Origin of the sequence: uncultured Shewanella sp., from assembly GCF_947501665.1 — a bacterium.
In the GTDB taxonomy this organism is placed as follows: Bacteria; Pseudomonadota; Gammaproteobacteria; order Enterobacterales; family Shewanellaceae; genus Shewanella.
Map to the genome: position 1 here is coordinate 1 of NZ_CANMWS010000028.1, position 24,439 is coordinate 24,439.

A 24,439-nucleotide genomic window follows, 5' to 3' on the forward strand; every position below is an offset into this window, starting at 1 on the left:
AACTAAATAACTAAATAACTAAATAACTAAATAACTAAATAACTAAATAACTAAATAACTAAATAACTAAATAACTACTCATTAATTAACAATTAACAATTAACAATTAACAATTAACAATTAACAAGAAAAATATATTCTATTTCAATTTATAAATACAGTAGACTAGCATGAAATAATATGGCTAGTTATCGAAAAGGCTTAATTAAATATAAAAAAAATAAAACACACTTACTTACTACTACCTACATCCAAAAAATAAAGTCAGCTACTTATTCATTTGAACACTCATTTCTTTACAGCCTGTATAGTCAGCAGTTCCTTGTGCGCCATGAAAACAACCGATAAATTCGTTACTCTGTGTCGACTGAGCATGATAATGATGCCCTCTGAGTACATCGGTATGATCACTTCAGTCATCTAACTTACTGGTCGCTTCACTGAGTTGTTAAATCCTATTTTTCATACCACCTCCGTCTTCAATCATCCCTTTCATCTCATATTGTTATCTGATGATCAGCGAACAAATCTTGTGCCCTGTGATGAGTTAAAAAGAGGGATATCAAGAAGCGATCCTAACTAACACCTATGAGTGAACTGACAAGCCCAAACGAAAAAACATCAGGCACAAGCACCAAAAAGATCAGTAGCGTGCTATTTTTCGTGGGCATTAAAGTTGATACATGTGTATTTTCCAGTCGCCCCCTTAAAAGTGCTATTCACAATAAGTTATACAATCAGTCCCCTGACTTGACTTATGATATTTTCCACCCCATAATCGTACTGAAATGCCGTACATCACAAGAGTAATTATGAATAGCGTAAGCGTCAATAAATTTAGAGATAATTTAAAAGCATATGTTGAGCAAACAGTTAATGAACATGAACCCTTAAAAGTGACCCGTCGTACTGGTGAGGACTTTATTGTGGTCAGCGCTGATGACTGGGCAAGAGATCAAGAAATATTACATGTACTCCAAAATAGTAGCTTAATGCAGCAAATCTCAGAATCAATGAAAACTCATACAAATGAAAAAGGTTATACACCAACAGAAGAGCAAATGAATGAGATCACTGATTTTTGAAGGTAAAACTTGGCTCGTTTATGAGCAAATGAGAGAAACGGATAAAAAGCTCCACAAAGCGTTATGTAAGATTTTAAAAGAAATGTTACGTTCCGATCCTGCAAAAGGCTTAGGAAAACCAGAAGCACTTAAGCATAACCTTTCAGGATTATGGTCAAAACGCATATCCCAAAAAGATAGGCTTATTTATAAGTTTGATGAAACATACATTTATATCTTTGCTATAGGCGGCCACTACGATCAGCATTAATCATAACTGGCAACGAAAATAAAGAAGATAGTAGAGCCTGCGGTGGTGTTCGTAAGAGCGTTCATCATTCTATGTGTCATCCCCTTCTTAAACATACTCTATGTTCATTGCCCCCAAACCTCAACAATACCCCCCATAATTGTCCGCACACAAAATTAATAAATATAAGTGAAAAGTGAACTACTGATGAGCACACACGCAACGAAAAAAGATCAGAGACAAGTACCGACAGAGTAACTTATAACTTTTTTTCGCATGTGTTATGGCATGTTAAGGCAGATACATACAACGGATCTTATGGTAAATGTAATATTCTATTTTTCCCAGTTACGCTTTCCAGTTACGCTTTATATGATCAGCAACTTTATCAGATAAATTCTGCCATGAAGCATTATTATTAGTTGCATCTATAACAATTAGTGAATCATTTGAGTCCATTTTTTTCCAGACTCGCTGAACAGCCTCTGATGCTGTCAATGATGAATTTACATACCAATGAGACTTTTGAACTTTAGCCCAAGATCCTAATTTTTTAATTTCATCAATAACAGATGAATAATCTTGTTTTGGTGAGTTTAAATCATAAGAAATGAATAGATTGTTTGCCACGAATAACTCCTTGTTGATAATAATCGGCTTGATCTTAAACAAGATGACCCAATATAAACTACGGCACTAGCTACATGTTAATTAACCTCTTACATTGAGAGGAATTACTCTAAAAGGATTTGATGAATATGTCTATAAAACCAGGACCAAAACCAAAAAAAGAAGATGGAACTTTAGATAGAAGACGTCGTGTAACCCCTGAAAACAAACCTAAATACCCCCCACTAAAGCCTCACGATCATAAATAATAATGCAATGTTTAAGGCTCTATACAGAGCCTTTTATTAATTGAACATGATTAAGTTATTTATCACACAGCTTGATTAGAAATATTTTAATTTTCTTTTCTAATCTTAATAGCTTCTTCAACAGCATTTTCTAAATGCTCAGCAATCCAAGCATACCTATCTTTACTGTTTGTCCCTTGGGGGTTGTAGCATTTTACTACGCTAGACAGCTTTTTCCCTGAACTACCATATTGGATACTATCAAAAGGATTTTTCCCTTTATTCGCTATATTTCCATCCGTGTTTTTTAAACCATGAATATGAATACCAACAACTCCCATCCCCTTGTTCCATGACTCAAGGATTTCATGGTTGATCCATTTTCTATTCGCTGTTTCTTCTCCAACCAATACAACAGTACAAGTACGCCCCTTCATTTGTTCTGCAATCCACTTTTTGATTGCCGTATCTTTGCCACTTTTAACTGTTTCCCAGTCATTATCTGTTGCAGGTTTATTAGCCTCTAAAGCACCAATATTTCTCACTTGAGAAACCCTCATTACATCAGGTATATAATGAAAACTATAAAACACTCTCCTAGTCATTTTTACTCCTTTGACATTAAGTCAATAACATTGATAATCTTTGAAATTAGTTGTTCAGGTCTTTCAACCTCAACACCCAGCTCGCTTATGGCGGTTATTAACTCCTGATTACTTCCATCATAATATTCGGCAACATTTTCCATCACCTCTTGCCACAGTTCTTTTGCCATGAAACCACTACAACCAATAGGTACTAACGCTAACCCTAACTGATGAGCAATCTCAAACTCTTTTCTAACTCCATCGGCAGTTATTACAGTTTCTCCTTCAACAAGCTTGTTACCCATAAAGAAAATTGCAATACCTGCGGAACCAATAATCTCCTTTCTATACTTAGCCCAAGTGTTATCCCGTTCTACCTTACCAGTTATGTGTTGTGGGAAAGGCTTCATGTTGATATGGTCACCGATATGTCCATTATGGTATTCATATACACCTTGAATAGCACCAGTTATTAATGCATTACCAATCCCTAATCCTATGCCAGAGGATATTTTATAATTCCTTTCAATTAATACTTTTCCGAGACTACATAAAAAGGACTCAACATCGGATTTATTAAAAGGGGTAAAATCATGAGCACTTCCAGAGAAAAAAACTGTTTTTCTTTTAAATTGTCTTTCAATTTTGGATAGAATTTCTGTAATGTCAGAGTAACTGTTCACTAAAACGGTTTTAACTTGGAACCTCAACAGATCTTTTATTAGTAAGCCTTGCTTAATTTTTGCATTTTCATAAAGTGTAATACTATCGAAATCATTTCTGTTATATTCTTTAAAAATACAATAATGTTGCCTTTGATGCCCCTCAAAATAAGCTCTAACACGACTCATGATATAATCAAGGTTAGGATCGGTAAAACTAAACCCTAAAAATAAAAATGTTTTTGATACTAAATCACCTGAAAGTGCTGTTATATAGGGGGTCATTTTAAGAGAATAGCGCTCATAATCATCCTTAGTTAGTACTGCATTATCAGAATGATCAATATCACCATGCATTTTATATACTATCGCATCTCTTTTTTTCTTAGTAATTGCAAGATGATTATTAGTGTATTTAACATCAACAACTTTATTTACGCCTTCTAAAGACTTTTCGATTAACTTATCGTAATTTGTTGTCCAATATGTTTTGATTGGGAGTCGAGACAAAATATTATGATTATTTGTAGGTTGTTTTGCTGTTGCAATTTCATCAATTAACTGCTGGCTTATCCTATTTCGTCCATTTTCATTCAAATAGAATTGAGCTACACCGACAAGATCTTGCTCTTCTTCGATATCTAAATTTAGTTCTTCAGCAAGTGGGCGAAGTAATTCTTTCCAATTAACATAACCAGCAGATGATGAAAGGCCAGCACCTGCAAATATTGCAACATTATTATCTTCAAGCTCACTCAAAAAACGCTTGATAAACGATTCCTGATCTCTTGTCATTCAAACTTCCTAGTTATTCTGAATAATTTTAATTATCGCTTAAGCAAAAACATTAACATATTGAATTATAAACTTTTATAAATAACAAGCTCATGCATTATCAGGTAATAAGAATACCTGCACACTCTAAAAATAAAAAATCCCGAACAACTTCACCTCAGGAATTTCCGCACCTCATTATCGTATAAATAACACACTGTAGTTTATACAGATTACGTGATTATGATCAAACAAACCATCTTTATAAATAGGTATTTATTACGCTATATTCAAAATACAGTTAAAGCTGTTATTCTGTTAAGGCAACCCTGATGCATACAAATTAAGTTATGGTAAATAGCCAACTTAAGGCATAAAAACAAGGCTTAGGCACCGCAAAATACCCAAACAAACGATTTAATACCGCTAAATGATGGCTTTTAGCCCCAAAACCATCAATCAAAATAATACTAAAAAGTGACCTCATCGCACAAATAAAACACAGGATTGAGTTAACGATTAATTCTGACATCAAATAGCCGTTTTAGACGGTTTCGATCACCTTAAATACTCACAACAAAGTCGAATTTGGTACCAGCTTTGATCATTTAACTCATTTGGTTTTAAGCTGTTAATCTACCACCTTTTTTCTTATAGTCGCATCGCTCTTTTGTACTAAAGCTCACTCCATTATCCGATCTCACTCACAAGTTTCGCGTTCAATTCATATATCCGCTTTCCCGCTTTCCCTCTTTCACCTTTCACCTTTCACCTTTCACCTTTCATCCCACGCCACCTCTTATTTCATCTCTCAACTAAAGGCAGGCCAATTCAAAGCAACACGCTGTGCTTTTGCTTTTCTCTTGATTTTTAGATCAGTGTGAATGTAAAAATAACCATCGAAGGCAAGGATGCCTTCGTTGAGCCTATAGGGATATATTCACGGCGAGTTATTTTTTGTATTCGCACATAAGCCTACGGCAGCAATTTATATCCATAAGGCTATGGTTAACAACACTCTTTCCGAACATAAACAACTAAAAAATGTTATTAGCCTTCATTCAAAGGCGAACCTTATCGGGTTTCCCCATCAACCAAGATTTTATTCGAATAAAGTATTCCACTTTACACTGCGCTATTACATTACCCATCACAATCAGCAGCAAACCCAAAGTGGAATAACCTGTCCACTGATAACCTTCAAAGAGACTGGATACCATTAAGGCAATCATTGGCGTTAATACCAACACATAAGCAGCGTTATGAGCCCCCATTCGATTCACCAACACTAAGTACAACGTGAAGCCTAATACCGATGCAGGAATGGCTAAATAAAATAGGCTCCCCAAATATAAAGGCGTCATATCGATGGTAAAAGAAAGCCCTTGAAGTATTATCATCACTAAAAGAGCCAAACAGCCATAAAACATCGCATAAGTCGTTGCCGTATAAGGCTGTAATTGCGCACGAGTATGACGTATGCTGAGCATATTACCCATTGAAAAACACCAAGTCCCTAACAGTGATAATGCGATTCCTGTTAGTGTATCCCCCGTCAGCGTAGCCGATTGAAAATCATGTACAAACAATAAGCTGATCCCGCTTAATCCCACCAACATGCCTAACCAAAAATAGCGGCTCGAACGCGTTTGATAAAATACCTTTCCATGTATCGCATTAAAAATGGGGGCACTGGCCATTATCACTGCCGTTAACCCACTGGGAATATATTGAGTGGCATAATAAAAGGCGATAAAGTTAAAACAGAATAAACATAATCCTTGTAATAAAAGAGATTTATGATGTTGAAACTTAACTGATTGCAGTTTATTAAGACATTTCCCCGCAATAAAAAGCACCATTCCCGCTAAGGCAAAACGATAAAAAATGGACACTAAAATAGCAACATCACCTTGCTGCCATTTTATCGCAATCCAAGAGAGTCCCCATAATAAAATCATAAGTACATATAGAAACAACGACATTTCAATTCACTCCAACAACTTAAGCATGACCATTGGCTCAATAAGGGCTTCAACGCAAATAGACAATTAGCACAATAAGCCTATATCCAGACATCCATCTCCGCAGTGAGCTCCCCACCAGCCTCACCGGTATTCACCACACCACTGGGCTCAACTAAGAGAAGATGGCACTCACTTGCTGAATAAGGTTTATGCTCAACGCCTTTGGGCACCACATACATCTCTCCTGCTGCTAACGAGATCTGAGTATCTCTTAAGGCAATGCTCATTTCCCCTTTAATCACAATAAACACTTCATCTGTTTCATCATGACTGTGCCAAGTAAACGCGCCCTTCATTTTAACGAGCTTAAATTGATAATCATTCATCATTGCAATCACTTTAGGTGACCAATAATCAAAAAATAAAGATAACTTCTCTTCAACATTAATCACATTATTTGTACTGGCTTCATTGACTCGTGTTGGATTGGTTGTGTTATTTGATACTGCTTTTATGTTGCGACCCATTTCACTTTCCACTTCACTCTAATATTCAATCCTGTCATTATTGCTAAGCTTAGCCACGCGCTCTATCAAGATGTTGAGAAAACTAACACAATATTGCGCTTTACTGTTTTGAATAGGCCATTAATCAAACCTACGATGTTGATGCTCATTAAAAATAGGCATAAGATGAGAATATGAAAACAAGTAGTCCAAAAGTGCTCAGTTTTGAGCAATCTGAGAAAGTGTGTGTCAGGCAATTATCCATCGGCTCGAATTTATCTTGGGCGCAATACCAAAACGAAAAAGAACGGCTTTTCTACAATAATTCTCGCCAGCACACCTTAAGCATGTATTTAGCAGGAGGATATGAAACCCATCGCACCGACATGCCATCTTCCCTCGGCGGCCCGGGACGCTTTTGTTTAATGCCACAAGATTGTGAAAGTCATTGGCAATTGGGCAGCACGCAACAATTTATGCATTTATATTTTGATGATGATTATTTAAAGCAGTTGGCGGTAACCGTGTTTGATCGAGATCCCAGACTGATCAACGTTCCCGAATTAACCTTTTTTGAAAACCCAACATTAGAAGCCTTGTTTCGACACCAAATGGCCATGATAAACTGGGATCCCACTTCACAACTCATGATGAAGCAATTCAGTGATTGTATTCTTATCAGTTTATTGCAAAGCCAGCAATCCATGCCTAATATCACTGGCCTCAAAGGCGGGCTATCGCCCAAAATAAAACGGAGCGTTACTGATTTTATGCAGGCACATTTTCATCGACAAGTGTATTTACATGAACTCGCCGCATTGGCACAACTCAGTGAATACCATTTCTGCCGTATGTTTAAACACAGTTTTGCGACCACGCCTCAAGCTTATTTGTGTCAACTTCGTGTTCAGCATGCCCAAGCACTGATTAAAGCCAATACACAAAAATTAAGTGATATTGCCTTAACCTGTGGTTTTGCCAATCAAAGCCACATGGGTCGATATTTTAAACAAATACTCGGACTCAGCCCAAGCGCCTTTAAACGCTTACATGTTTAGAGCATAAAATGTAATAATCCAACATTAGCTACACATTTTTATCTGATGATAAGAGCGATATTTCATTGTGTAAGTATGGTATCTTAGTCATCTTACACTTACAGACATCCTGCCATTATGGATACAAACCTCATGAAAAAAATAGCTATTTTTGTTGATGTTCAAAATATTTATTACACTTGTCGTGAGGCTTACGGCCGTCAATTTAATTACCGTAAATTATGGCAACATTTAAGCCATGAAGGCGATATTATCAATGCCACGGCTTATGCTATTCATAAAGGCGATGATGGCCAATTAAAATTTCAAGATGCACTGAAACACATAGGTTTTGACGTTAAACTTAAACCTTTTATTCAACGCAGTGATGGATCGGCTAAAGGCGACTGGGATGTGGGGATCACCATTGATATTATGGAAGCGGCCAGCGAAGTTGATAGCATCATTTTATTATCAGGCGATGGTGATTTTGACGTACTATTACTGAAAATTTATCAAAAATATGGCGTTGAAACCCAAGTTTATGGTGTACCAAGGTTAACGGCTAAATCATTAATAGACTCTGCCGCTCAATTCCATGGTATTGATGAAAGCCTATTGTTATAGCGGCATCATTTTACTCGCCGCATAGCGGGCTTCACTGAGGTGTTCTCTTTTTGATTAAAGCCATATAAATCGGTTTTATATTGCGCCGCAATATCAGACCACAAAAATCGTTGTTTTTTGGCATTTTGCTGCATGGTTTGCCATTTACGGCTTCCGACTGTGGCCATGGCTTTATCAAAAGAGCCCAGTAATTGTTGTGCTTGTTCCACCAAAGTGCTTCCCTTAAAGACAAATCCCATTTTACTGCTGACAGTGTCTTTTAGCCCCCCCACACCATGGACTAAACAAATTTGCCCTTCTCTCATGGCAAGCATTTGGCTTATTCCACAAGGTTCAAAAGAACTGGGCATTAAAAATAAATCCCCTAATCGAAATAAACAATCTGCTAGGGCTTCATTATAACCATTGAGAAAAATAAACTGAGGGTATTTTGCAGCCAGACGCTGAAACTCTTTGGCGATTGCTTCATCACCACTGCCAATGAGTACAAAAAGCCCTTGTGGACGTTTAATGGAAAACTGCTGTAACAAGGCTTCAAGCACAGTCACCGCATTGGGTGCTAAGGAACAGGGCTGACGTAAAATTAAGACTTTTTGATCGGTTAAGCGGCCCACTGAGGTCATGAGAAAATCAGGTTTCCAGCCCATTTGCAACCGTCGCCATAAATGAGACAACCTATGGTGTGCAATGTGATCTTGCATATTGACCAAACAAGCTTGCGCTCCCCAAGACAGTAATGCTTGCTCCATTAAAAAAATCAATCGAGCAAATGCCTTCCATTGAGCACATTGAGATTGCCAAGTACTTGAGGAAGAAACTTGATGACTCTGCTTAGTATCCAACTGAAGTTTATCATTTTTTCCAACATCGCTTTGATGGGGAGAATAGGGGGCTAATAAACTCAGCTCTAGTGTTAATGCTGACTGTAATGGCTCACTTAAACGGTATTCAACTTCATCATAAACACAGGCATTTAAAATACCGACAAGCTTGCCTTGCTTTAATTTTAATCGAAGATCGGCTTCTAATCCCTCGCCACCAAAAAAACCAACATGATGATTTGACGGTCTGATCACTTCTTTGGCATAGGATTTTGACACTAAATGCACTTTATCCGATAAGGTAATGGCAGCCCGCATTGGGTTAACACAATCGAGACAATTCACATCAATAACTTGGCGCTTTTGTTCTATGCTCAGCCCTGCATACACCTCTGGATACCAAGTGGCTAACGCATCTTGATCGTCCTCAAGTGGCCTTACCCCCTGTAGGGCTAAATTATGGATTGAAAATACACAAGGTATGGCTTGCAGTAATAAAAAATGAGGATCAAAGGCCCTTAATAAGGCAAACATGCCCATATGCCAATCATGTAAATGAATACAATCAGGCAATTCAATCATTCCTGCCTTTAAGGCTGTCGCGACACTCTGGCAAAAAAAAGCAAATTTACTCGCATCTACAGCAAAAGGTCGATAGGCCTGACCTTGGCTGTATATCGTATGCTCTTCATTGGTTAACTGCTCATGCTCAACAAAATACACGTGACACCCTTTCACGTTAGGGTGAGGCAGGCTAAATAACGTCACAGTAAATGGCATTGCTGCAAAGGAAACAGATATCAGCCCTAAAACTTGGGCATTGCTCGACTGAGCAAGAAAACCATAACTTGGCATGATCACATCAGTATTAATACCTTGGGACGCTAATGCTGCGGGTAAATCACGAATAACATCTGCCATGCCTCCCACTTTTGCCCCCGCAATGGCACCGTTTTCTGCCGCTAACATTAAGACTCTTTTCACTGTTATTCCTTATCTGTTTCTGTCAGATCTTTATCAATGAATGATCCCCATACGTCATCAATCAAAGCCCGTGGACAATCCCAGCATTTCCCTTGTGACTAATACCACACCTTTAGGGGTCACTCTAAATCCGCGCGCTTTATCATGTTGCTCGTCATAACCAATCACTGTCCCCTCAGGAATAACACTGCCGCGATCAATAATGGCATTTTTAATTTTACAATGCCGTAAAACCACCACATCAGGCAAAATAACGGCATCTTCCACTTCAGAATAAGAACATACTCGCACTTCATTAAATAACACGCTGCGCCGAACAACTGCCCCTGAAATAATACAGCCCTCAGAGACCACAGAGTCTAGAGCCATCCCTCGACGTCCATCGTCATCAAACACAAATTTCGCGGGCGGTAATTGTTCTTGATAGGTCCAAATGGGCCACTTAGAGTCATATAAATTCAATGCCGGTGTCGGCGACAATAATTCAAGGTTCGCTTGCCAAAAAGCATCTAACGTGCCGACATCTCGCCAATAAGCCCTTTCATCACCAAAATGACTTCGAAATTTATGCGCATAGACCTTATGCTCCTCGATAACACTGGGGATAATGTCTTTACCAAAATCACGCCCAGATAGCTCGTTTTGGGCATCTTTTTTCAGTTGCTCAAATAAAAATGAAGTATTAAACACATAATTTCCCATAGAGGCTAAACACATCTCGGGCTCATCTGGCAACGCTTGAGGACAGGCGGGCTTTTCTTCAAAACCAAGGATTTTGTTTTGATTGTCAACTTCTACCACACCAAATGCATTTGCCGCCTCACTCACTGGCACTTCCAAGCAAGAAATAGTCATATCAGCCCCCGAACGCTCATGGGTGGCTAACAATCCAGCATAATCCATACGGTACACATGATCGCCCGATAAAATAATCACATATTTAGGTAACTCATATCGAATAATATCAATATTTTGAAAAACAGCGTCGGCAGTGCCTTGGTACCAGTTATCTGAGTAACGCTGAGAAGCAGGTAAAATCTCAACCGATTCCCCTAACTCCTTTTTAAAATGGCCCCATCCTCGCATGACATGGCGAATTAGAGAATGAGATTTATATTGGGTCACCACCCCCACACGTCTGATCCCTGAATTAATACAATTAGATAAAGTGAAATCTATAACGCGAAATTTACCACCAAAATATAACGAAGGTTTAGCTCGCCAATCCGTTAATTCATGTAAACGACTTCCCTTACCGCCCGCTAAAATTAACGCATAGGTTTCTCGTGTTAAATTACTAATATAACGCGGAGTTGGATTTGGCATCGACACTCTCTCATTGCGAAATAAAGATTAAAAGTTAACGTTGCAATAATATAAAAATTCTATTCTTATCAGATTTTCCAAATCTCATCACGGTAAGCTGCAATGGTGGTATCACTGGAAAATCCCCCACTATTGGCCGTATTATGAATACTGAGCTGAGTCCATTGATATTGATCTAAATAGGTCTTTGCGACCGCCTGTTGCGCGACTCTAAAGCTATCAAAATCCGCTACTGTCATCCAAGGTTCACTACTAGATTCAATGGCATGAATAATCGGCTCAAAAATGCCAGGCTCTAATAAATTAAAGTGCCCACTTTTAAGCAAAGTGATGACATCAAATAATGCTGGTGAGTTGGCAATAATCTCTTTGGGTTGATAATGAGAGCGCAAATGCCTCACTTCTTCCGCATTCATACCAAACAAGAAAAAGGCCTCTTCACCCACCGCCTCTAATATTTCTATATTAGCGCCATCTAGTGTGCCTATGGTTAGCGCACCATTCATCATGAACTTCATATTGCCGGTACCTGAGGCTTCTTTTCCGGCTGTTGAAATTTGCTCTGAAAGATCCGTCGCAGGACAAATTTTCTCCATAGCTGATACGTTATAATTGGGTAAAAAAGCAAAGCGCAAATAGGGCCTCATCAAAGGTTCACTATTCACCATATCAGCCACATTATTCGCCAGTTTTACAATCAATTTTGCCATGGCATAACCCGGCGCAGCTTTACCTGCTATCAAGACACAGCGAGGCACCATATTATCCACATTGCCTTTTAACACTTCTTGATATAAATGAATAACATGTAAAATATTAAGTAACTGACGTTTATATTCATGAATACGCTTCACTTGCACATCAAATAACATATCAGGTGAAAAATCGACACCGCATTCTTTTTGAATCAGCTCAGCTAAATCCACTTTGTTTTGCTGTTTAATGAAACGCCATTCTTCTAAAAATCCCTCATCATTGGCAAACTCATTAAGTCCTTCAAGTAAAGTCAAATCTTCTATCCAATGCTCTCCCACTGTTTTATTCAGCAACGCCGATAACCTTGGATTACTGTAAGCCAACCACCTTCTAGGGGTCACACCATTAGTTTTATTATTAAATTTATCAGGCCAAAGATCATAAAAGTGCTTAAATAATCCTGATTTCAATAATTGTGTATGTAACCCTGCCACACCATTCACAGAAAAACTCGCCACAATGGCCAAGTAAGCCATGCGAATGCTGGGCTCACCGCAATTATCAATAATTGACATTTGCGTTAACTTATCCGTTTGTCCCGGCCACTGGTGAGCCACAAGCTTGAGGTATCGCGCATTGATTTCGTAAACGATGTCTAAAATACGCGGTAAAATATGCTCAAACATACGCACAGGCCAACATTCTAAGGCTTCAGGCAATAAAGTATGATTGGTGTATGCCATGCATCCAGATGTGATTGTCCAAGCTTTATCCCAGCCTAGCCCATAATGATCCATCAATAATCGCATTAATTCAGGCACTGCAATGGCAGGATGAGTATCATTGAGTTGCATCACATTGAGACGAGCAAAATCAGAAAAGTCACGGCCTTTTGTGCGTACCCAAGTATTGAGAATGTCCTGTAAACTGGCTGAAGAAAGAAAATATTGCTGCCTGAGTCTTAATTCTTTTCCATTTTCACTGCTGTCATTGGGATACAACACCATAGTGATTTGTTCAGCTAAATTTTTATGAGCCACAGCTTCCGTATAATCACCTTGATTAAACTCTTTTAAATCAAAGCCTTCTGTAGCTTGCGCTTTCCAAAGTCTTAAGGTATTCACTCTATGATTATGATAGCCAGGCACAGGGACATCATAGGCAACAGCAATGACATCTTGAGTATCAATCCAAGTATGATGTAGGTGTCCTTCATGATCAACATGCACCTCTGAGCGACCATAAAAAGGCACAAGAACATTATGGTTTGGCGCAATGACATCCCATGGGTGTCCACCCCTTAGCCAGCGATCAGCTTGTTCTACTTGGTAACCATTGACTATTTTTTGTGTAAACATGCCATATTCATAACGGATCCCATATCCAGTAACGGGCAAATCCATACAAGCGCAACTGTCTAAAAAACAAGCCGCTAATCGACCTAATCCCCCATTGCCAAGACCCGCATCATGCTCAAGGGTTTCTAACTGAGCTAAATCCACTTGATATTGTTGCACGACTTGTTCGGCTTCTTTGGTTAAGTCTAAATTTAATAACATGTTCCCTAACGCTCGACCCATTAAAAACTCAAGGGAAAGGTAAGCCACTTGTTTACGCTGCGCCTGAGTATCTTGAAAACGGGTGCTGCGCCAGTCATGCATCATTTGTTCTTTGACACTCAGCGCTAAAGCATGGAACAAATCATAGGGGTTATTTTCATCTCGACTGAGGCCATTGACCACCACACGTTGAAAGGTCACTGTCATCGGATCGCAGCTATTGCAATGCGGATAATCGACGCATTCATCTTCATGCTTTTTTTTACTTATGTTGACATTCTGTTGAGGCTGCTTTATGGGTGATTGCATATGATTTTCAGGCGCTTTATTCGATTCATTCTGAGGGACAGTCATTCACTTTATCCTATTGAGTATGCATGAAATAACATCAAACTATGTTCTTGAAGCGAGTAAACTTGCTCATTAAACTCCCCCTTAGCATCGATTACTTTATAATCACTATCGTGAGTATGTAATATGCACCGCCAAGACTGAAAATGAGCCAGCTTAGGCAAGGTAAAAGGCAAACTTTGACAGTCATTATTGAGCAGTAACAGCAAGGCTTGCTGATGACTTTCATTTCCTTCAAGCTTACCGCTGATCACAACAGCTAATGTTCTGGTCTGTGTTTCCCCCCACAAAGGTTTCGTCATTTTCAGCCCTTGACGGCAATACCAATCTAAACCTGGCGTCGTATCATTAATACTGTTATGCACATATTCAACATGACATAACAGAGGGAACCGTTTTCGAATTTGGATCAGTTTTTGCGTAAAAATAAACATCGCATCTGAGTATGGCGTATTTGTCCAATCTCGCCAGCTCAATGGATTATCTTGGCAATAAGAATTATTATTGCCTAATTGTGTTCGGCCAATCTCATCGCCACAGAGCAATAAAGGCACACCTTGGGAGAGGAACAATGAGGTCAAATAATTGCGGCACAGCCTAGATCTTACTTGAAGAATCGCTTTATCTGATGTCTCTCCTTCTTCACCATAATTATGACTAAAGTTTTCTTGGCGACCATCACGGTTGTCTTCTTGGTTCGCTTCATTGTGCTTATGGTTATAACTCACTAAGTCCCATAACGTGAAGCCATCATGACAAGTAATAAAGTTAATACTACTGGCAGGGGGTTTATGACTATGCTCAAACAAGTCACTGGAGCCATGAAAACGTCTTGCAAACTCTGGCAACATACCGGCATCACCGCGCCAAAAACGTCTCATGGTATCCCGATATCTGTCATTCCATTCGCTCCATGCTAAGGGGAAATGACCCAATTGATACCCTCCAGGTCCAAGATCCCAAGGCTCAGCAATTAACGTTACTTGGCAAAGTACAGGATCTTGAGCTATTGCAGTAAAAAAGCCGGCATTCGCATCAAATCCATGCAGTTCTCTGCCTAATGTTGCAGCCAAATCAAAGCGAAAACCATCAACCCCCATGATTTCAACCCAATACCGTAGAGAGTCCATCACCAATTGCAGCACTCGTGGATGCGCTAAGTTCAGTGTATTACCACAACCCGTATCGTTAATATAATAACGCGGATCGCTCGCAACCAATCGGTAATAGCTAACATTGTCAATCCCTTTAAAGCTATAAGAAGGCCCCATCCTATTCCCTTCAGCACTGTGATTATAAACCACATCTAAAATCACCTCGATCCCAGCTTCATGAAGCTTTGTCACCATTTTCCGAAATTCAAACACATCACCATTCACTAAATACTGATGATGGGGACTCAAAAAACCAATACTGTTATATCCCCAATAATTCGTCAGCCCTTTATCCTCTAGAAAGGCTTCATTAAAAAAAGATTGGACAGGCATAAGTTCAACACATGTCACCCCTAAATCCACTAAATACTGAATAACTTGAGGATCACACAATCCCAAGAATGTGCCTTTTAATGATGCATCTAAATGAGGGTGTTGCTGCGTAAAACCCTTGACGTGTAATTCATACATAATGCTTTGTGATAAACGCCGAGCTTGATTAGAGGGCGCTTTTTCCTTATTCACACTCGGAATAGGAGATAAATGACGATGGTCAATGACTTTACACTTTGGCATAAAAGGCGCACTGTCACGTGTATCAAAAGAGAGGTCATCTTCTTCATTTCCACCATCGTGTTGATGACCATATAAACTTGCATCTTCAATACGCTGGCCCACTAACTGTTTCGCATAAGGGTCGAGTAATAATTTATGCCGATTAAAGCGATGCCCAGACAAAGGCTGATAGGGGCCATCGACTCGATAGGCATACAAGGTTTTACTGTTTGCTCCTTTAACATAACCATGCCAAATATCTTGTGTTTTCATTGGCAAAGGCAGCTGAAATAGTTCTTGCTGACCTGTTTCGTCAAACAAACACAAAATCACTTCTGTCCCGTGGGCCGAAAAGAGTGCAAAATTCACCCCCTCATCATCAATAGTTGCCCCTAATGGGTAGGCCTGACCTTCAGTTATCTCCATTATTGTCCCTCTAAAAACCTTAATATGCTTTCGATTCAACAACAAAATATTTAACTTATACCCGTGATACTCACTTTTTATTCCATTAATGTCACAGGCGCCAATATTAAACACCCTAAGGGCGGCACTGTAATTAACGCACTCTGCGCCATATTCTGATAAGGCTCATCAAGGGGCATAATTTGCCCTGCATTACCTTTATTTGAACCGCCATAATATTCACTATCACTATTAAGTTGCTCTGTATAAATACAATGATGTGGTAAACCAATACGGTATTGCTCTTTCACATCAGGGAGCATATTCACCACAAAAATAAGATGTTTATTCGGCGTCAGCCCAAAACGAACAAAAACAAAAATACTGTCAATATGATTGTCGCAATCTAACCATTGAAAACAGGCACCTTGATGATCGTTTTCAAATAATACGCCTGTCGAAACATAGAGATGATTAAGATCTTTAACCCAAGTTTGTAACCCTTGATGTGAGAAATGTGTGAGCAAAGACCAGTCTAATCCTCTATCATGGCTCCACTCTCGGCGCTGACCAAACTCTCCTCCCATGAACAAGAGTTTTTTACCTGGATGCCCCCACATAAAGCCATAATAACTGCGCAATGTCGCAAACTTTTGCCAATCATCACCGGGGACTTTTTCCAATAAAGTCCCTTTACCATGCACCACTTCATCGTGGCTTAATGACAAAATAAAATGCTCGTTGAAGCAATATATCAAACTGAATGTCATCTCATTATGATGATAATGTCGATGAATGGGATCCCGACTAAGAAAGCTTAAGGTGTCATTCATCCAGCCCATATTCCATTTAAATCCAAAACCCAGCGCCTTATCATCTTGAAAAGTCGGCTGTGTCACTCCCGGCCAAGCCGTAGACTCTTCAGCTATCATCATGACACCTGGAAAATCCTGGTAAACAACTTGATTAAGTAACCGTAGAAAAGCAATCGCTTCTAAATTTTCATTGCCTCCCCATTGATTGGGGTGCCATTGACCGGGCTTTCGACTGTAATCGAGATACAACATAGAAGAAACCGCATCAATCCTCAGTCCATCAAAATGAAATTCTCGTAACCAATAACAGGCATTACTGAGTAAATAACTTTTCACTTCAGAGCGGTCATAATTATAAATGAGGGTATCCCAATCTGGATGCTCCCCTTTTTGAGGATCGGCATGTTCAAATAAACACGTACCATCAAACTGAGCTAATCCATGGGGGTCTTTAGGAAAGTGAGCCGCAACCCAATCTAAAATCACCGCAATTCCCGCTAAATGACAGGCATCGATAAAACGTTTTAACCCTAATGGATCCCCAAATCGATAAGTCGGTGCATACATCCCAATGGGCTGATATCCCCAAGAGGCATCAAAGGGGTATTCACTCATTGGCATCAACTGTAAATGGGTAAACCCCATCGTAGTGACATAAGGGATAAGTACTTTTATTAGCTCAGCATAATCGAGGTATTCCCCATGAGGGCCTCGACGCCAAGAGGCCAAATGCACTTCGTAAATAGACATAGCAGAAACATGCCAACGGCATTTTGCTCGACGCGATAACCAAAGATCATCTTGCCATGGGTACTCTGTCGCCGTCGGAATAACGCCTGCATTACCCGGTGCGGATTCCATTTGCTTAGCAAAAGGATCGGACTTACGTAATACTTGGCCGTCTTGGGTCAAGATTTCAAATTTATAATGTTGGTATTCACTGATATTTGGAATAAACAGCTCCCAAATACCACTATTATCATGTTTACGCATTAAGTGGCGGCGTGGATCCCAGTGGTTAAAATCCCCCACCAGCGCCACTTTTTGGGCATTAGGCGCCCATACACAAAATAACACACCCGACATTCCAGAAACGGAGCGCCAATTGGCGCCTAAAAAACGGTGTGCTTGATATTGGCTCCCTTCAGAAAATAAATAGGCATCTGTGTCGGAAATTAAACTGTGAAATTGATAAGGATCGACAATATCTTCTACGCTCAAAGGATACTTAACTCTCAATTTATATAACAATGGCTCAGAACAGCTCGCTAACAAACCTGAAAAAAGCCCCGCAGCATTCACTCTATCAAGCGTGGCAATAGCTTGCTTACCCGCCATTGCAATCACTTCCACACTGAGCGCTTCGGGTAAAAAAGCCGTCAAGGTTAAGCCTCTTTTCTTTTCTTGCTGAGCCTGTAAATCATGCAAGCCCAATGGCCACTTTTTATTGGCTTCTTGATAATACGCGAGCTGAAAATCATGATTGGCGTAAACAACATCTTGGATCACTTTTGTTGTTTGCATTTGTTCTAATCCATATTGTTAAGGTGATTAAATATTAACAACTTAAACTTATTATTTTATTATTCTTCATTCAGCCTTTGTCTGGCAATTGCATCTAATAATGCAAGAAAGTGAGAGTTGTTCGCTAATTCCGTTAATGTAGAGGTGAGTCTTCTTTGCCAATTTGGGTATTCCTGCCAAGTGCCTGGAATATTCACACTATGTGTATCAGCTAATAAATCACATAACTGCACACTAAAAAGCTGAGATGCACCTGAAGCAGATAAATTCACCCATGCCATAAGCAGCTCTGAAAAAGCCAAGGTTTTCATCTCTACATCAGGACTTAGTAATTGTTTCCAAATAAGAATATCGAGTAACTGCTGTTTCTCCTCGGTGCGTCGATATAGTAATCCCGTGAGCACTTCTTCTGACTCAAGCAAAGATAATTTAAAGCGTAAATGTAAATCACTACTAGACCACCATGCCGCTAATGTTGGCACGTCATGATTAGCCAGCATCATTAAACTTTGCTTTTTATAATCTTTAGGAGCAAAAAATCCCTGCCAATCTTTACAAAAATAAAAGACCTCATTGGCATAAAATCCCGCCTTTAACACAGCTTGGGTCAACTCATCGGGAATGAGGCCTAAATCTTCACCTATCACACAACATTGTGCTAACTGACTTTCTAAATTAATAATTGCAATAAGCGTTTCCATGGGGTAGTAAACATAAGCCCCCTTTCCTCTCGATTGATTAATAGGTTGGCACCATAAACGTAAAAGTCCTACCACATGATCAATTCTTAATCCGCCACAATGACGCATGTTCTGATGCACGAGTTGAATGAAGGGCTCAAAGGCCGATTGCTGTAATTTATTAGGATCAAAAGGCGTTAAATACCAATTTTGCCCTTGGGGAGCAAGATCATCTGGCGGAGCACCAATACTCACTTTTGTCGCATATTGAGGTAAATGAGCCCCCACTTCCGCACCTTTACTCTTTGCACCCACCGCTAAATCGCAGATCAACCCTATTGACATACCTAAGGTTTTGGCATGGGTCTGACAAGCTTGCAATTGTTCTTGAGCAACAAATTGTAAATAACAAAAAAAAGTTACATCAACGGGCATACCATTATTCTTGTCAGCAAATAATACTTCTTCTCTTAAAACGAACTCTTGTAACGCTTGACCTTCATCACAAACAAAAGCTTGAAATGCCTGATACCTTAACGTGTTTCTCGCCTGTTCATACTCACAAAAAGCCTGATATAACAATACAAAACATTGATATTTAATGGTAAACACATTGGCATAATCAACCCAATCAGTCTCATTAATATTTTCTATTTTGGCTTGCCATGGGGACTGATTGATCTGTTTTTCCACATAAGAAAACTCTTTTACAGCATCAACACCGATATAAAGAGGATTAATTCGACGTCTGTCAGTGGGGCTATATGGACTGGCTTGTTCAGGCTCTTTTATATCTAATGCATGTAATGGATTGAGTAAAATAAAATCCGCACCTTTTTCGGCAAGAATTGACATTAATTGATGTAAATCAATAAAATCGCCAATCCCCCACTGCCGCTGGCTACGTAAACTGTAAAGCTGAATATTCACGCCCCACGGTTTACGTTTATGTGGTGAATTATCATCATAAAAATGCCCTCGAAAAGCCTGTCTCGGGGCAATCATTAAGCGCCCAACAAATCGCTCAGCAGAGGCATTAAGTAATACAAGACTGACTTGGTGGTATCCCATCACTAACTTTGATGCTAATACCGTATTCGATAACTTGATTCGATACTGAATATATTGCTGCTCAGCATAATCATGTTTATCAACAAAGAGTAAATCTGCTTTCTTTAACACTAAGCTGAAAAGCTGACCTTGAGGATCCACTATGCTGAGCTTAATGCTGCCCTGCTCCTTTGCCGATAACACAATATCCATTTGTAATTGATCAAGATAACAATACTGAAAACGCGGTAAAGGGAGCAACCAAGGCTGATGAACAAGCTCATCAATACGTGTTTGAATTTGACTCTCAGTTAAAGGGGTGTCAATGTCATCTGCATCAGCAACTTGGCTTGATTGTGAAATAAGGCTGCGTAATACTCCTTCCCTATCTTCATCAGAAATAACAATATTCTCACCTTTATAGTCCACATATTCATCGCCAATTCCATGCAAATAAAGTAAATCACTTAATGCCATGAACACCACCTATTAATCGTAAACTCATAATCAAGCTTAGTGAATAATCCTATTCTCTCTACTCTTCTCTACATGCATGTGTCCTGTCTCTTCAATAATATCGACCTTTTGCATCATACCGATATCTTCATGGGTGATAATATGGCAATGCATTAAAATCTCTCCGGGATACTCAGGATTAAAATATGTTTTGAACGTAATGGAACCTGGAGTGGCATCATTAATATTCCCCCCCTGGGCCACACCCGTTGCTGCTGGTACTAAAATAGTGTCATGCCATTGAGGCGTATCTAATTCCGTGCCATTCACCTCTGTCAATAAAAAGGCATTTGTATGGATATGAAAAGGATGATCAGAAAAAGTGTAATTATAAACGGTCCACTCTTCGATACTTCCCGCCGTCATTTCAAACATAGGTTCATTCATAGCAAACAAACCTTCAGTGGTATAATTGATCCGAGGCATAGCGGGATCACCATCAGGATTCTCTTCACCTTGATCGTCCTCATTCCTCATCATTAATAATGTATTAAACTCTATCCCTCCCCAGTAATCAGTATCATATTCTTGATAATACCAGCCACAGGAAGGCAAACGTTCTTCATCTGACTGCTGTCCGCCACATATTTCAAAACCCACATTTCGAACTTCTTTGGGCTCAGTATTAAGCATCGTTGCTATGCTTGGTAATCCATCAGGTGCCGGTAATGCCCCACTGGGTAAAGACATATCCATTTCTTCCCCCGTCACGATCACGGTGGCTAAAGTGACTGGGTAGCTAGGATTAGGAAAGTTAGCCCCTACTCTGGCCCTTCTTATTTCAGGGTCAATTCCTGTTGCAGACACAGACACTTCGACACTATTAGGGTCAATAGCTTGTAGTAAATAAATACCGGGATCCCCTGCTTTTATCAACATATCAACACGATTTCCAGATCCCAGCACAAAAGGCTCTTCTAAGGCTAAGGTTTTCATTTCAGATAACGTCAACCCGTCATTAGACACAATATGTAATTGATGCGATTCAAGTGAGATCAACTTATTCAATCCCGCTGCCGCATTTAAAACTCGCCAACGTTGTACTTCTCCTGGGCGCATAAACAAAGTTTGATCGGTTAGCCCATTATTTGTCATAAACAGCAATCCATCTCGATAATCAGCCCACAAACCTGAATCTCCAGCAGAAAACTGCGTTGCCTCCTCATTATATAAAGGCACATCCCCACTTTGATCAGTACGAATGGATCCCAGTACCATAAAATGCTCTTTAGCCGCAGCCACCTCAGGGACACTCTCTAATCCATTTGAGCAACCTGTTACAATCAACAATCCATACATTCCACCAAAGAATGGCATACTAATACTTCCATGCTTATGGGGGTGATACCAAAAAGTGCCGCAAGCATGATCATCAGGTAATTTGATGACAACATCATGGGTACTGCCTGGATCCATATGCCGAAAAGGATTATCCGATAAGCCTTCAGGTGACACATTTAATCCATGACTATGGTAATTAATCGTATAAGGATCATCAGGAAAAGCCCCGCCGCGCTGATTTTCTGGATTATCAGGTAAATCATTAATCATTTTAATTGAAAGTACGTCACCAGGATTAACAATCAGCGTTGGGCCCACTAAACTCGCCTCAAAATTGGGTGTACTGACCGTGACTAACTCTCCGGTCTCAACATACTGAATCGTATTTTCAGTCACTGCTGCCGTTAAGGTGGTACTCAGTATTCCATCTGACGATCTGCGGACTTCTGGTTCAATAAATACTTTGTCATAATAGTCATCTTGGTTATTGTCACTGCAGGCACTTAACAAAAAAAAACCATACAAGGCATAGCTTAAGTGACCGAGTAAAGATCCGTTTATTCTCATCGACTCTCCCAAAAAAATAATTACTGTTATTTTTATTTTCACAGATTGAAGTGTAGGTGAGTTTTTTATCGTCGGTGAAATGAATTGTTGTTAGATGAATAAATAAAGCTCAATAGCAGTCTCTATTAAGCTTTATTATTGATAGTACTAACGTGCTTTATTATTGAGCGGCTTCGGCTTTATTTAATAAATCTCCAGCATGATTAATCACATGGAAAATATGATTTTGCTCAACAGTACCTTGAACAAAATGGGCGCCTGGGCCTTGAGCAAAAATAGCCACATCTTCTCCTCCATGTGTCTCGCTATTAAGTGGAATGAGGGCTTCTTGATGATAACTTGGACTCTGAGTATCAATATAATTCAAATCGACTCTCCCTGCTGATGCTGGATGATCGTAGCGTTCATCTCCTCCCACCTCAAGCGGCGCGTAGCCTAAACCATTAGCATATCCCAATGTGGTATAAGGTAGACCGTGACTGTCTGTTTCAAAGGTAAGTTCTGCTAATCCATTTGAATCAGTACTTTTCACTAACCCTAAAATAGGATTACCTCGAATAGGATAGCCTCCCATGGTCATCACATGACTATGATCCGCTGTGACCATTAATAGAGTCTCTTTTGAAGCGGTTTTTTCCATCGCAACCCTGACTGCTTCTGACAAGGCAATTGTGTCATATAAAGCCCGCGCTGCATTGCCTGCATGGTGACCATGATCAATACGACCAGCTTCCACAATTAACACAAAACCTTTATCATTTTTTTGAAGAATATCAATCGATTTTGCCGTCATCTCTGCAAGCGATGGCTCCCCTGTAACGCCTTCTTTTGTACGGTCAAAATCATAATCCATATGAGATGAATTAAATAATCCCAATAAATGATCTGTCTCTAAAGGATCAATATTAATAAAGCTATCTCTGTCTTGTACATAAGCTGACTTTCCATACTGATTTAACCATTGCTCAGTTAAGTCCACACCATCAAGACGTTTACCGTTTTCTCCTTCACTATCAACAACTGTATTTGGAATAAAAGCACGACGACCACCGCCCAGCATGACATTCATCCCTTTACCATCATTGAAATCAAATAACTGCTTAGCAATGTCGCTGCAGCCATTAGTCACGGCCTCTTCAGGTAAATCAGCATCACTTTCCCAGTTTCTCTCAGGGGCATGAGAATAAGTAGCTGCAGGTGTTGCATGAGTGACTCGCGCTGTAGAAACAACGCCCGTGGACATCCCTGCCATCGCCGCAAGTTCTAATGCGGTAACCAGATCTTGTCCCTGAGTCGATGCACAATTGCCTCTCGTCACCCCTTCTGCAAGTGAAATCACACCTGCATCCGTTTTGACTCCCGTCATCATCGCCGCCATGGTTCCGGCTGAATCTGGCGTTTGAGCATCAGTATTAAACGTTTTAGACAATCCCACATAAGGAAAACTTTCAAAAGAAAGAATATTCTCCTCCCCAGTTTGCCCTTTAAGTTGACCATCTAAAATACGGGCGGCAGTGACAGTGGAAACCCCCATTCCATCACCAACAAATAAAATGATATTCTTCGCTGAGCCAGCCTCATGAATCACAGTTAACTTTTCCGCATCGACCACATGTTGCTGACCATCAATATACCATTGATTCACTTCACTCCAGTTAGTCGTATCACTGTTTGACTCGGCTTCAACCTGATCGGCCAATTCATTTTCTTCGACTATCACCAAGCCATCATCATCGTCACCACAAGCGCTTAAACCTAATAAAGCAGACAAGGTCAGTACCAGTAAATTCTTATTCATTTTTATGCTCCAAAAGTTAATACAAA

18 protein-coding genes are annotated in these 24,439 nt (G+C 39.7%); 4 read left to right on the forward strand and 14 right to left on the reverse strand.

Going from position 1 to position 24,439, the window contains the following annotated elements:
- Positions 1 to 812 precede the first annotated feature (812 nt).
- Both Q0976_RS18970 and Q0976_RS18975 read left to right on the forward strand, forming a co-directional pair.
- Complete coding sequence (locus Q0976_RS18970; protein WP_299495445.1) at positions 813 to 1,085, forward strand: type II toxin-antitoxin system Phd/YefM family antitoxin; 273 nt, start codon at positions 813 to 815, stop codon at positions 1,083 to 1,085.
- Entirely contained in the window at positions 1,066 to 1,335 is a 270-nt protein-coding gene (locus Q0976_RS18975) for a Txe/YoeB family addiction module toxin (protein ID WP_299495446.1), read from the forward strand. The genes Q0976_RS18970 and Q0976_RS18975 overlap by 20 nt, the downstream gene beginning before the upstream one ends.
- 327 nt (positions 1,336 to 1,662) lie before the next feature.
- Here Q0976_RS18975 and Q0976_RS18980 read toward each other — a convergent pair whose 3' ends face one another.
- The 6 genes from Q0976_RS18980 to Q0976_RS19005 form a co-directional block, all read right to left on the reverse strand.
- Positions 1,663 to 1,944 carry a hypothetical protein gene (locus Q0976_RS18980; protein WP_299495447.1) on the reverse strand — a complete coding sequence of 94 codons (282 nt, stop codon included), beginning with the start codon at positions 1,942 to 1,944 and terminating at the stop codon, positions 1,663 to 1,665.
- A gap of 334 nt (positions 1,945 to 2,278) precedes the next feature.
- Positions 2,279 to 2,776 carry a TIR domain-containing protein gene (locus Q0976_RS18985; protein ID WP_299495448.1) on the reverse strand — a complete coding sequence of 166 codons (498 nt, stop codon included), beginning with the start codon at positions 2,774 to 2,776 and terminating at the stop codon, positions 2,279 to 2,281.
- A gap of 2 nt (positions 2,777 to 2,778) precedes the next feature.
- Positions 2,779 to 4,215 carry an SIR2 family protein gene (locus Q0976_RS18990; RefSeq protein WP_299495449.1) on the reverse strand — a complete coding sequence of 479 codons (1,437 nt, stop codon included), beginning with the start codon at positions 4,213 to 4,215 and terminating at the stop codon, positions 2,779 to 2,781.
- Positions 4,216 to 4,537: 322 nt separating this feature from the next.
- On the reverse strand, positions 4,538 to 4,726 hold the full coding sequence (locus Q0976_RS18995; RefSeq protein ID WP_299495450.1) for a hypothetical protein: 189 nt from the start codon (positions 4,724 to 4,726) through the stop codon (positions 4,538 to 4,540).
- Positions 4,727 to 5,255: 529 nt separating this feature from the next.
- Positions 5,256 to 6,179, reverse strand: a complete 924-nt coding sequence (locus Q0976_RS19000) for a DMT family transporter (protein ID WP_299495451.1) — start codon at positions 6,177 to 6,179, stop codon at positions 5,256 to 5,258.
- 80 nt (positions 6,180 to 6,259) lie between these two features.
- A complete protein-coding gene (locus Q0976_RS19005; protein ID WP_299495452.1) occupies positions 6,260 to 6,688 on the reverse strand; it encodes a cupin domain-containing protein in 429 nt (142 codons plus the stop codon).
- A gap of 173 nt (positions 6,689 to 6,861) precedes the next feature.
- On the opposite strand from Q0976_RS19005, the gene Q0976_RS19010 reads away from it, so the two are divergent.
- Both Q0976_RS19010 and Q0976_RS19015 read left to right on the forward strand, forming a co-directional pair.
- Positions 6,862 to 7,725, forward strand: coding sequence for an AraC family transcriptional regulator (locus Q0976_RS19010; RefSeq protein ID WP_299495453.1), 864 nt, complete (start codon positions 6,862 to 6,864; stop codon positions 7,723 to 7,725).
- Positions 7,726 to 7,857: 132 nt separating this feature from the next.
- Positions 7,858 to 8,331 (forward strand): NYN domain-containing protein, encoded by a 474-nt coding sequence (locus Q0976_RS19015; RefSeq protein WP_299495454.1) that lies wholly within the window; start codon positions 7,858 to 7,860, stop codon positions 8,329 to 8,331.
- Positions 8,332 to 8,336: 5 nt separating this feature from the next.
- Here Q0976_RS19015 and Q0976_RS19020 read toward each other — a convergent pair whose 3' ends face one another.
- The 8 genes from Q0976_RS19020 to Q0976_RS19055 form a co-directional block, all read right to left on the reverse strand.
- Positions 8,337 to 10,136 carry a glycogen/starch synthase gene (locus Q0976_RS19020; protein WP_299495455.1) on the reverse strand — a complete coding sequence of 600 codons (1,800 nt, stop codon included), beginning with the start codon at positions 10,134 to 10,136 and terminating at the stop codon, positions 8,337 to 8,339.
- A 57-nt stretch (positions 10,137 to 10,193) separates the two neighbouring features.
- Positions 10,194 to 11,462: a glucose-1-phosphate adenylyltransferase gene (gene glgC, locus Q0976_RS19025; protein ID WP_299495456.1), complete on the reverse strand. Its 1,269-nt coding sequence runs from the start codon at positions 11,460 to 11,462 to the stop codon at positions 10,194 to 10,196.
- Between the two features lie 68 nt (positions 11,463 to 11,530).
- The gene (locus Q0976_RS19030) at positions 11,531 to 14,071 is read right to left on the reverse strand and encodes a glycogen/starch/alpha-glucan phosphorylase (protein ID WP_299495457.1); all 2,541 of its coding nucleotides are present in this window, start codon (positions 14,069 to 14,071) and stop codon (positions 11,531 to 11,533) included.
- Between the two features lie 5 nt (positions 14,072 to 14,076).
- Positions 14,077 to 16,203: a glycogen debranching protein GlgX gene (gene glgX, locus Q0976_RS19035; RefSeq protein WP_299495458.1), complete on the reverse strand. Its 2,127-nt coding sequence runs from the start codon at positions 16,201 to 16,203 to the stop codon at positions 14,077 to 14,079.
- A 77-nt stretch (positions 16,204 to 16,280) separates the two neighbouring features.
- The gene (gene glgB, locus Q0976_RS19040; RefSeq protein ID WP_299495459.1) at positions 16,281 to 18,521 is read right to left on the reverse strand and encodes a 1,4-alpha-glucan branching protein GlgB; all 2,241 of its coding nucleotides are present in this window, start codon (positions 18,519 to 18,521) and stop codon (positions 16,281 to 16,283) included.
- A gap of 59 nt (positions 18,522 to 18,580) precedes the next feature.
- Entirely contained in the window at positions 18,581 to 20,728 is a 2,148-nt protein-coding gene (malQ, locus tag Q0976_RS19045) for a 4-alpha-glucanotransferase (RefSeq protein WP_299495460.1), read from the reverse strand.
- 36 nt (positions 20,729 to 20,764) lie between these two features.
- A complete protein-coding gene (locus Q0976_RS19050; RefSeq protein WP_299495461.1) occupies positions 20,765 to 22,615 on the reverse strand; it encodes a multicopper oxidase domain-containing protein in 1,851 nt (616 codons plus the stop codon).
- Positions 22,616 to 22,775: 160 nt separating this feature from the next.
- Positions 22,776 to 24,413 (reverse strand): alkaline phosphatase, encoded by a 1,638-nt coding sequence (locus Q0976_RS19055; protein WP_299495462.1) that lies wholly within the window; start codon positions 24,411 to 24,413, stop codon positions 22,776 to 22,778.
- Positions 24,414 to 24,439: the final 26 nt, after the last annotated feature.

Coding starts and splice junctions, on each gene's coding strand:
- Q0976_RS19015 (WP_299495454.1), top strand. CDS start 7,858: ATGAAAAAAATAGCTATTTTTGTTGATGTTCAAAATATTTATTACACT.
- Q0976_RS19050 (WP_299495461.1), bottom strand. CDS start 22,615: ATGAGAATAAACGGATCTTTACTCGGTCACTTAAGCTATGCCTTGTAT.
- malQ (WP_299495460.1), bottom strand. CDS start 20,728: ATGGCATTAAGTGATTTACTTTATTTGCATGGAATTGGCGATGAATAT.
- Q0976_RS18995 (WP_299495450.1), bottom strand. CDS start 4,726: ATGTCAGAATTAATCGTTAACTCAATCCTGTGTTTTATTTGTGCGATG.
- Q0976_RS18990 (WP_299495449.1), bottom strand. CDS start 4,215: ATGACAAGAGATCAGGAATCGTTTATCAAGCGTTTTTTGAGTGAGCTT.
- Q0976_RS19005 (WP_299495452.1), bottom strand. CDS start 6,688: ATGGGTCGCAACATAAAAGCAGTATCAAATAACACAACCAATCCAACA.
- glgC (WP_299495456.1), bottom strand. CDS start 11,462: ATGCCAAATCCAACTCCGCGTTATATTAGTAATTTAACACGAGAAACC.
- Q0976_RS19030 (WP_299495457.1), bottom strand. CDS start 14,071: ATGACTGTCCCTCAGAATGAATCGAATAAAGCGCCTGAAAATCATATG.
- Q0976_RS19000 (WP_299495451.1), bottom strand. CDS start 6,179: ATGTCGTTGTTTCTATATGTACTTATGATTTTATTATGGGGACTCTCT.
- Q0976_RS18970 (WP_299495445.1), top strand. CDS start 813: ATGAATAGCGTAAGCGTCAATAAATTTAGAGATAATTTAAAAGCATAT.
- Q0976_RS18985 (WP_299495448.1), bottom strand. CDS start 2,776: ATGACTAGGAGAGTGTTTTATAGTTTTCATTATATACCTGATGTAATG.
- Q0976_RS19055 (WP_299495462.1), bottom strand. CDS start 24,413: ATGAATAAGAATTTACTGGTACTGACCTTGTCTGCTTTATTAGGTTTA.
- glgB (WP_299495459.1), bottom strand. CDS start 18,521: ATGCAAACAACAAAAGTGATCCAAGATGTTGTTTACGCCAATCATGAT.
- Q0976_RS19010 (WP_299495453.1), top strand. CDS start 6,862: ATGAAAACAAGTAGTCCAAAAGTGCTCAGTTTTGAGCAATCTGAGAAA.
- Q0976_RS18975 (WP_299495446.1), top strand. CDS start 1,066: ATGAGATCACTGATTTTTGAAGGTAAAACTTGGCTCGTTTATGAGCAA.
- glgX (WP_299495458.1), bottom strand. CDS start 16,203: ATGGAGATAACTGAAGGTCAGGCCTACCCATTAGGGGCAACTATTGAT.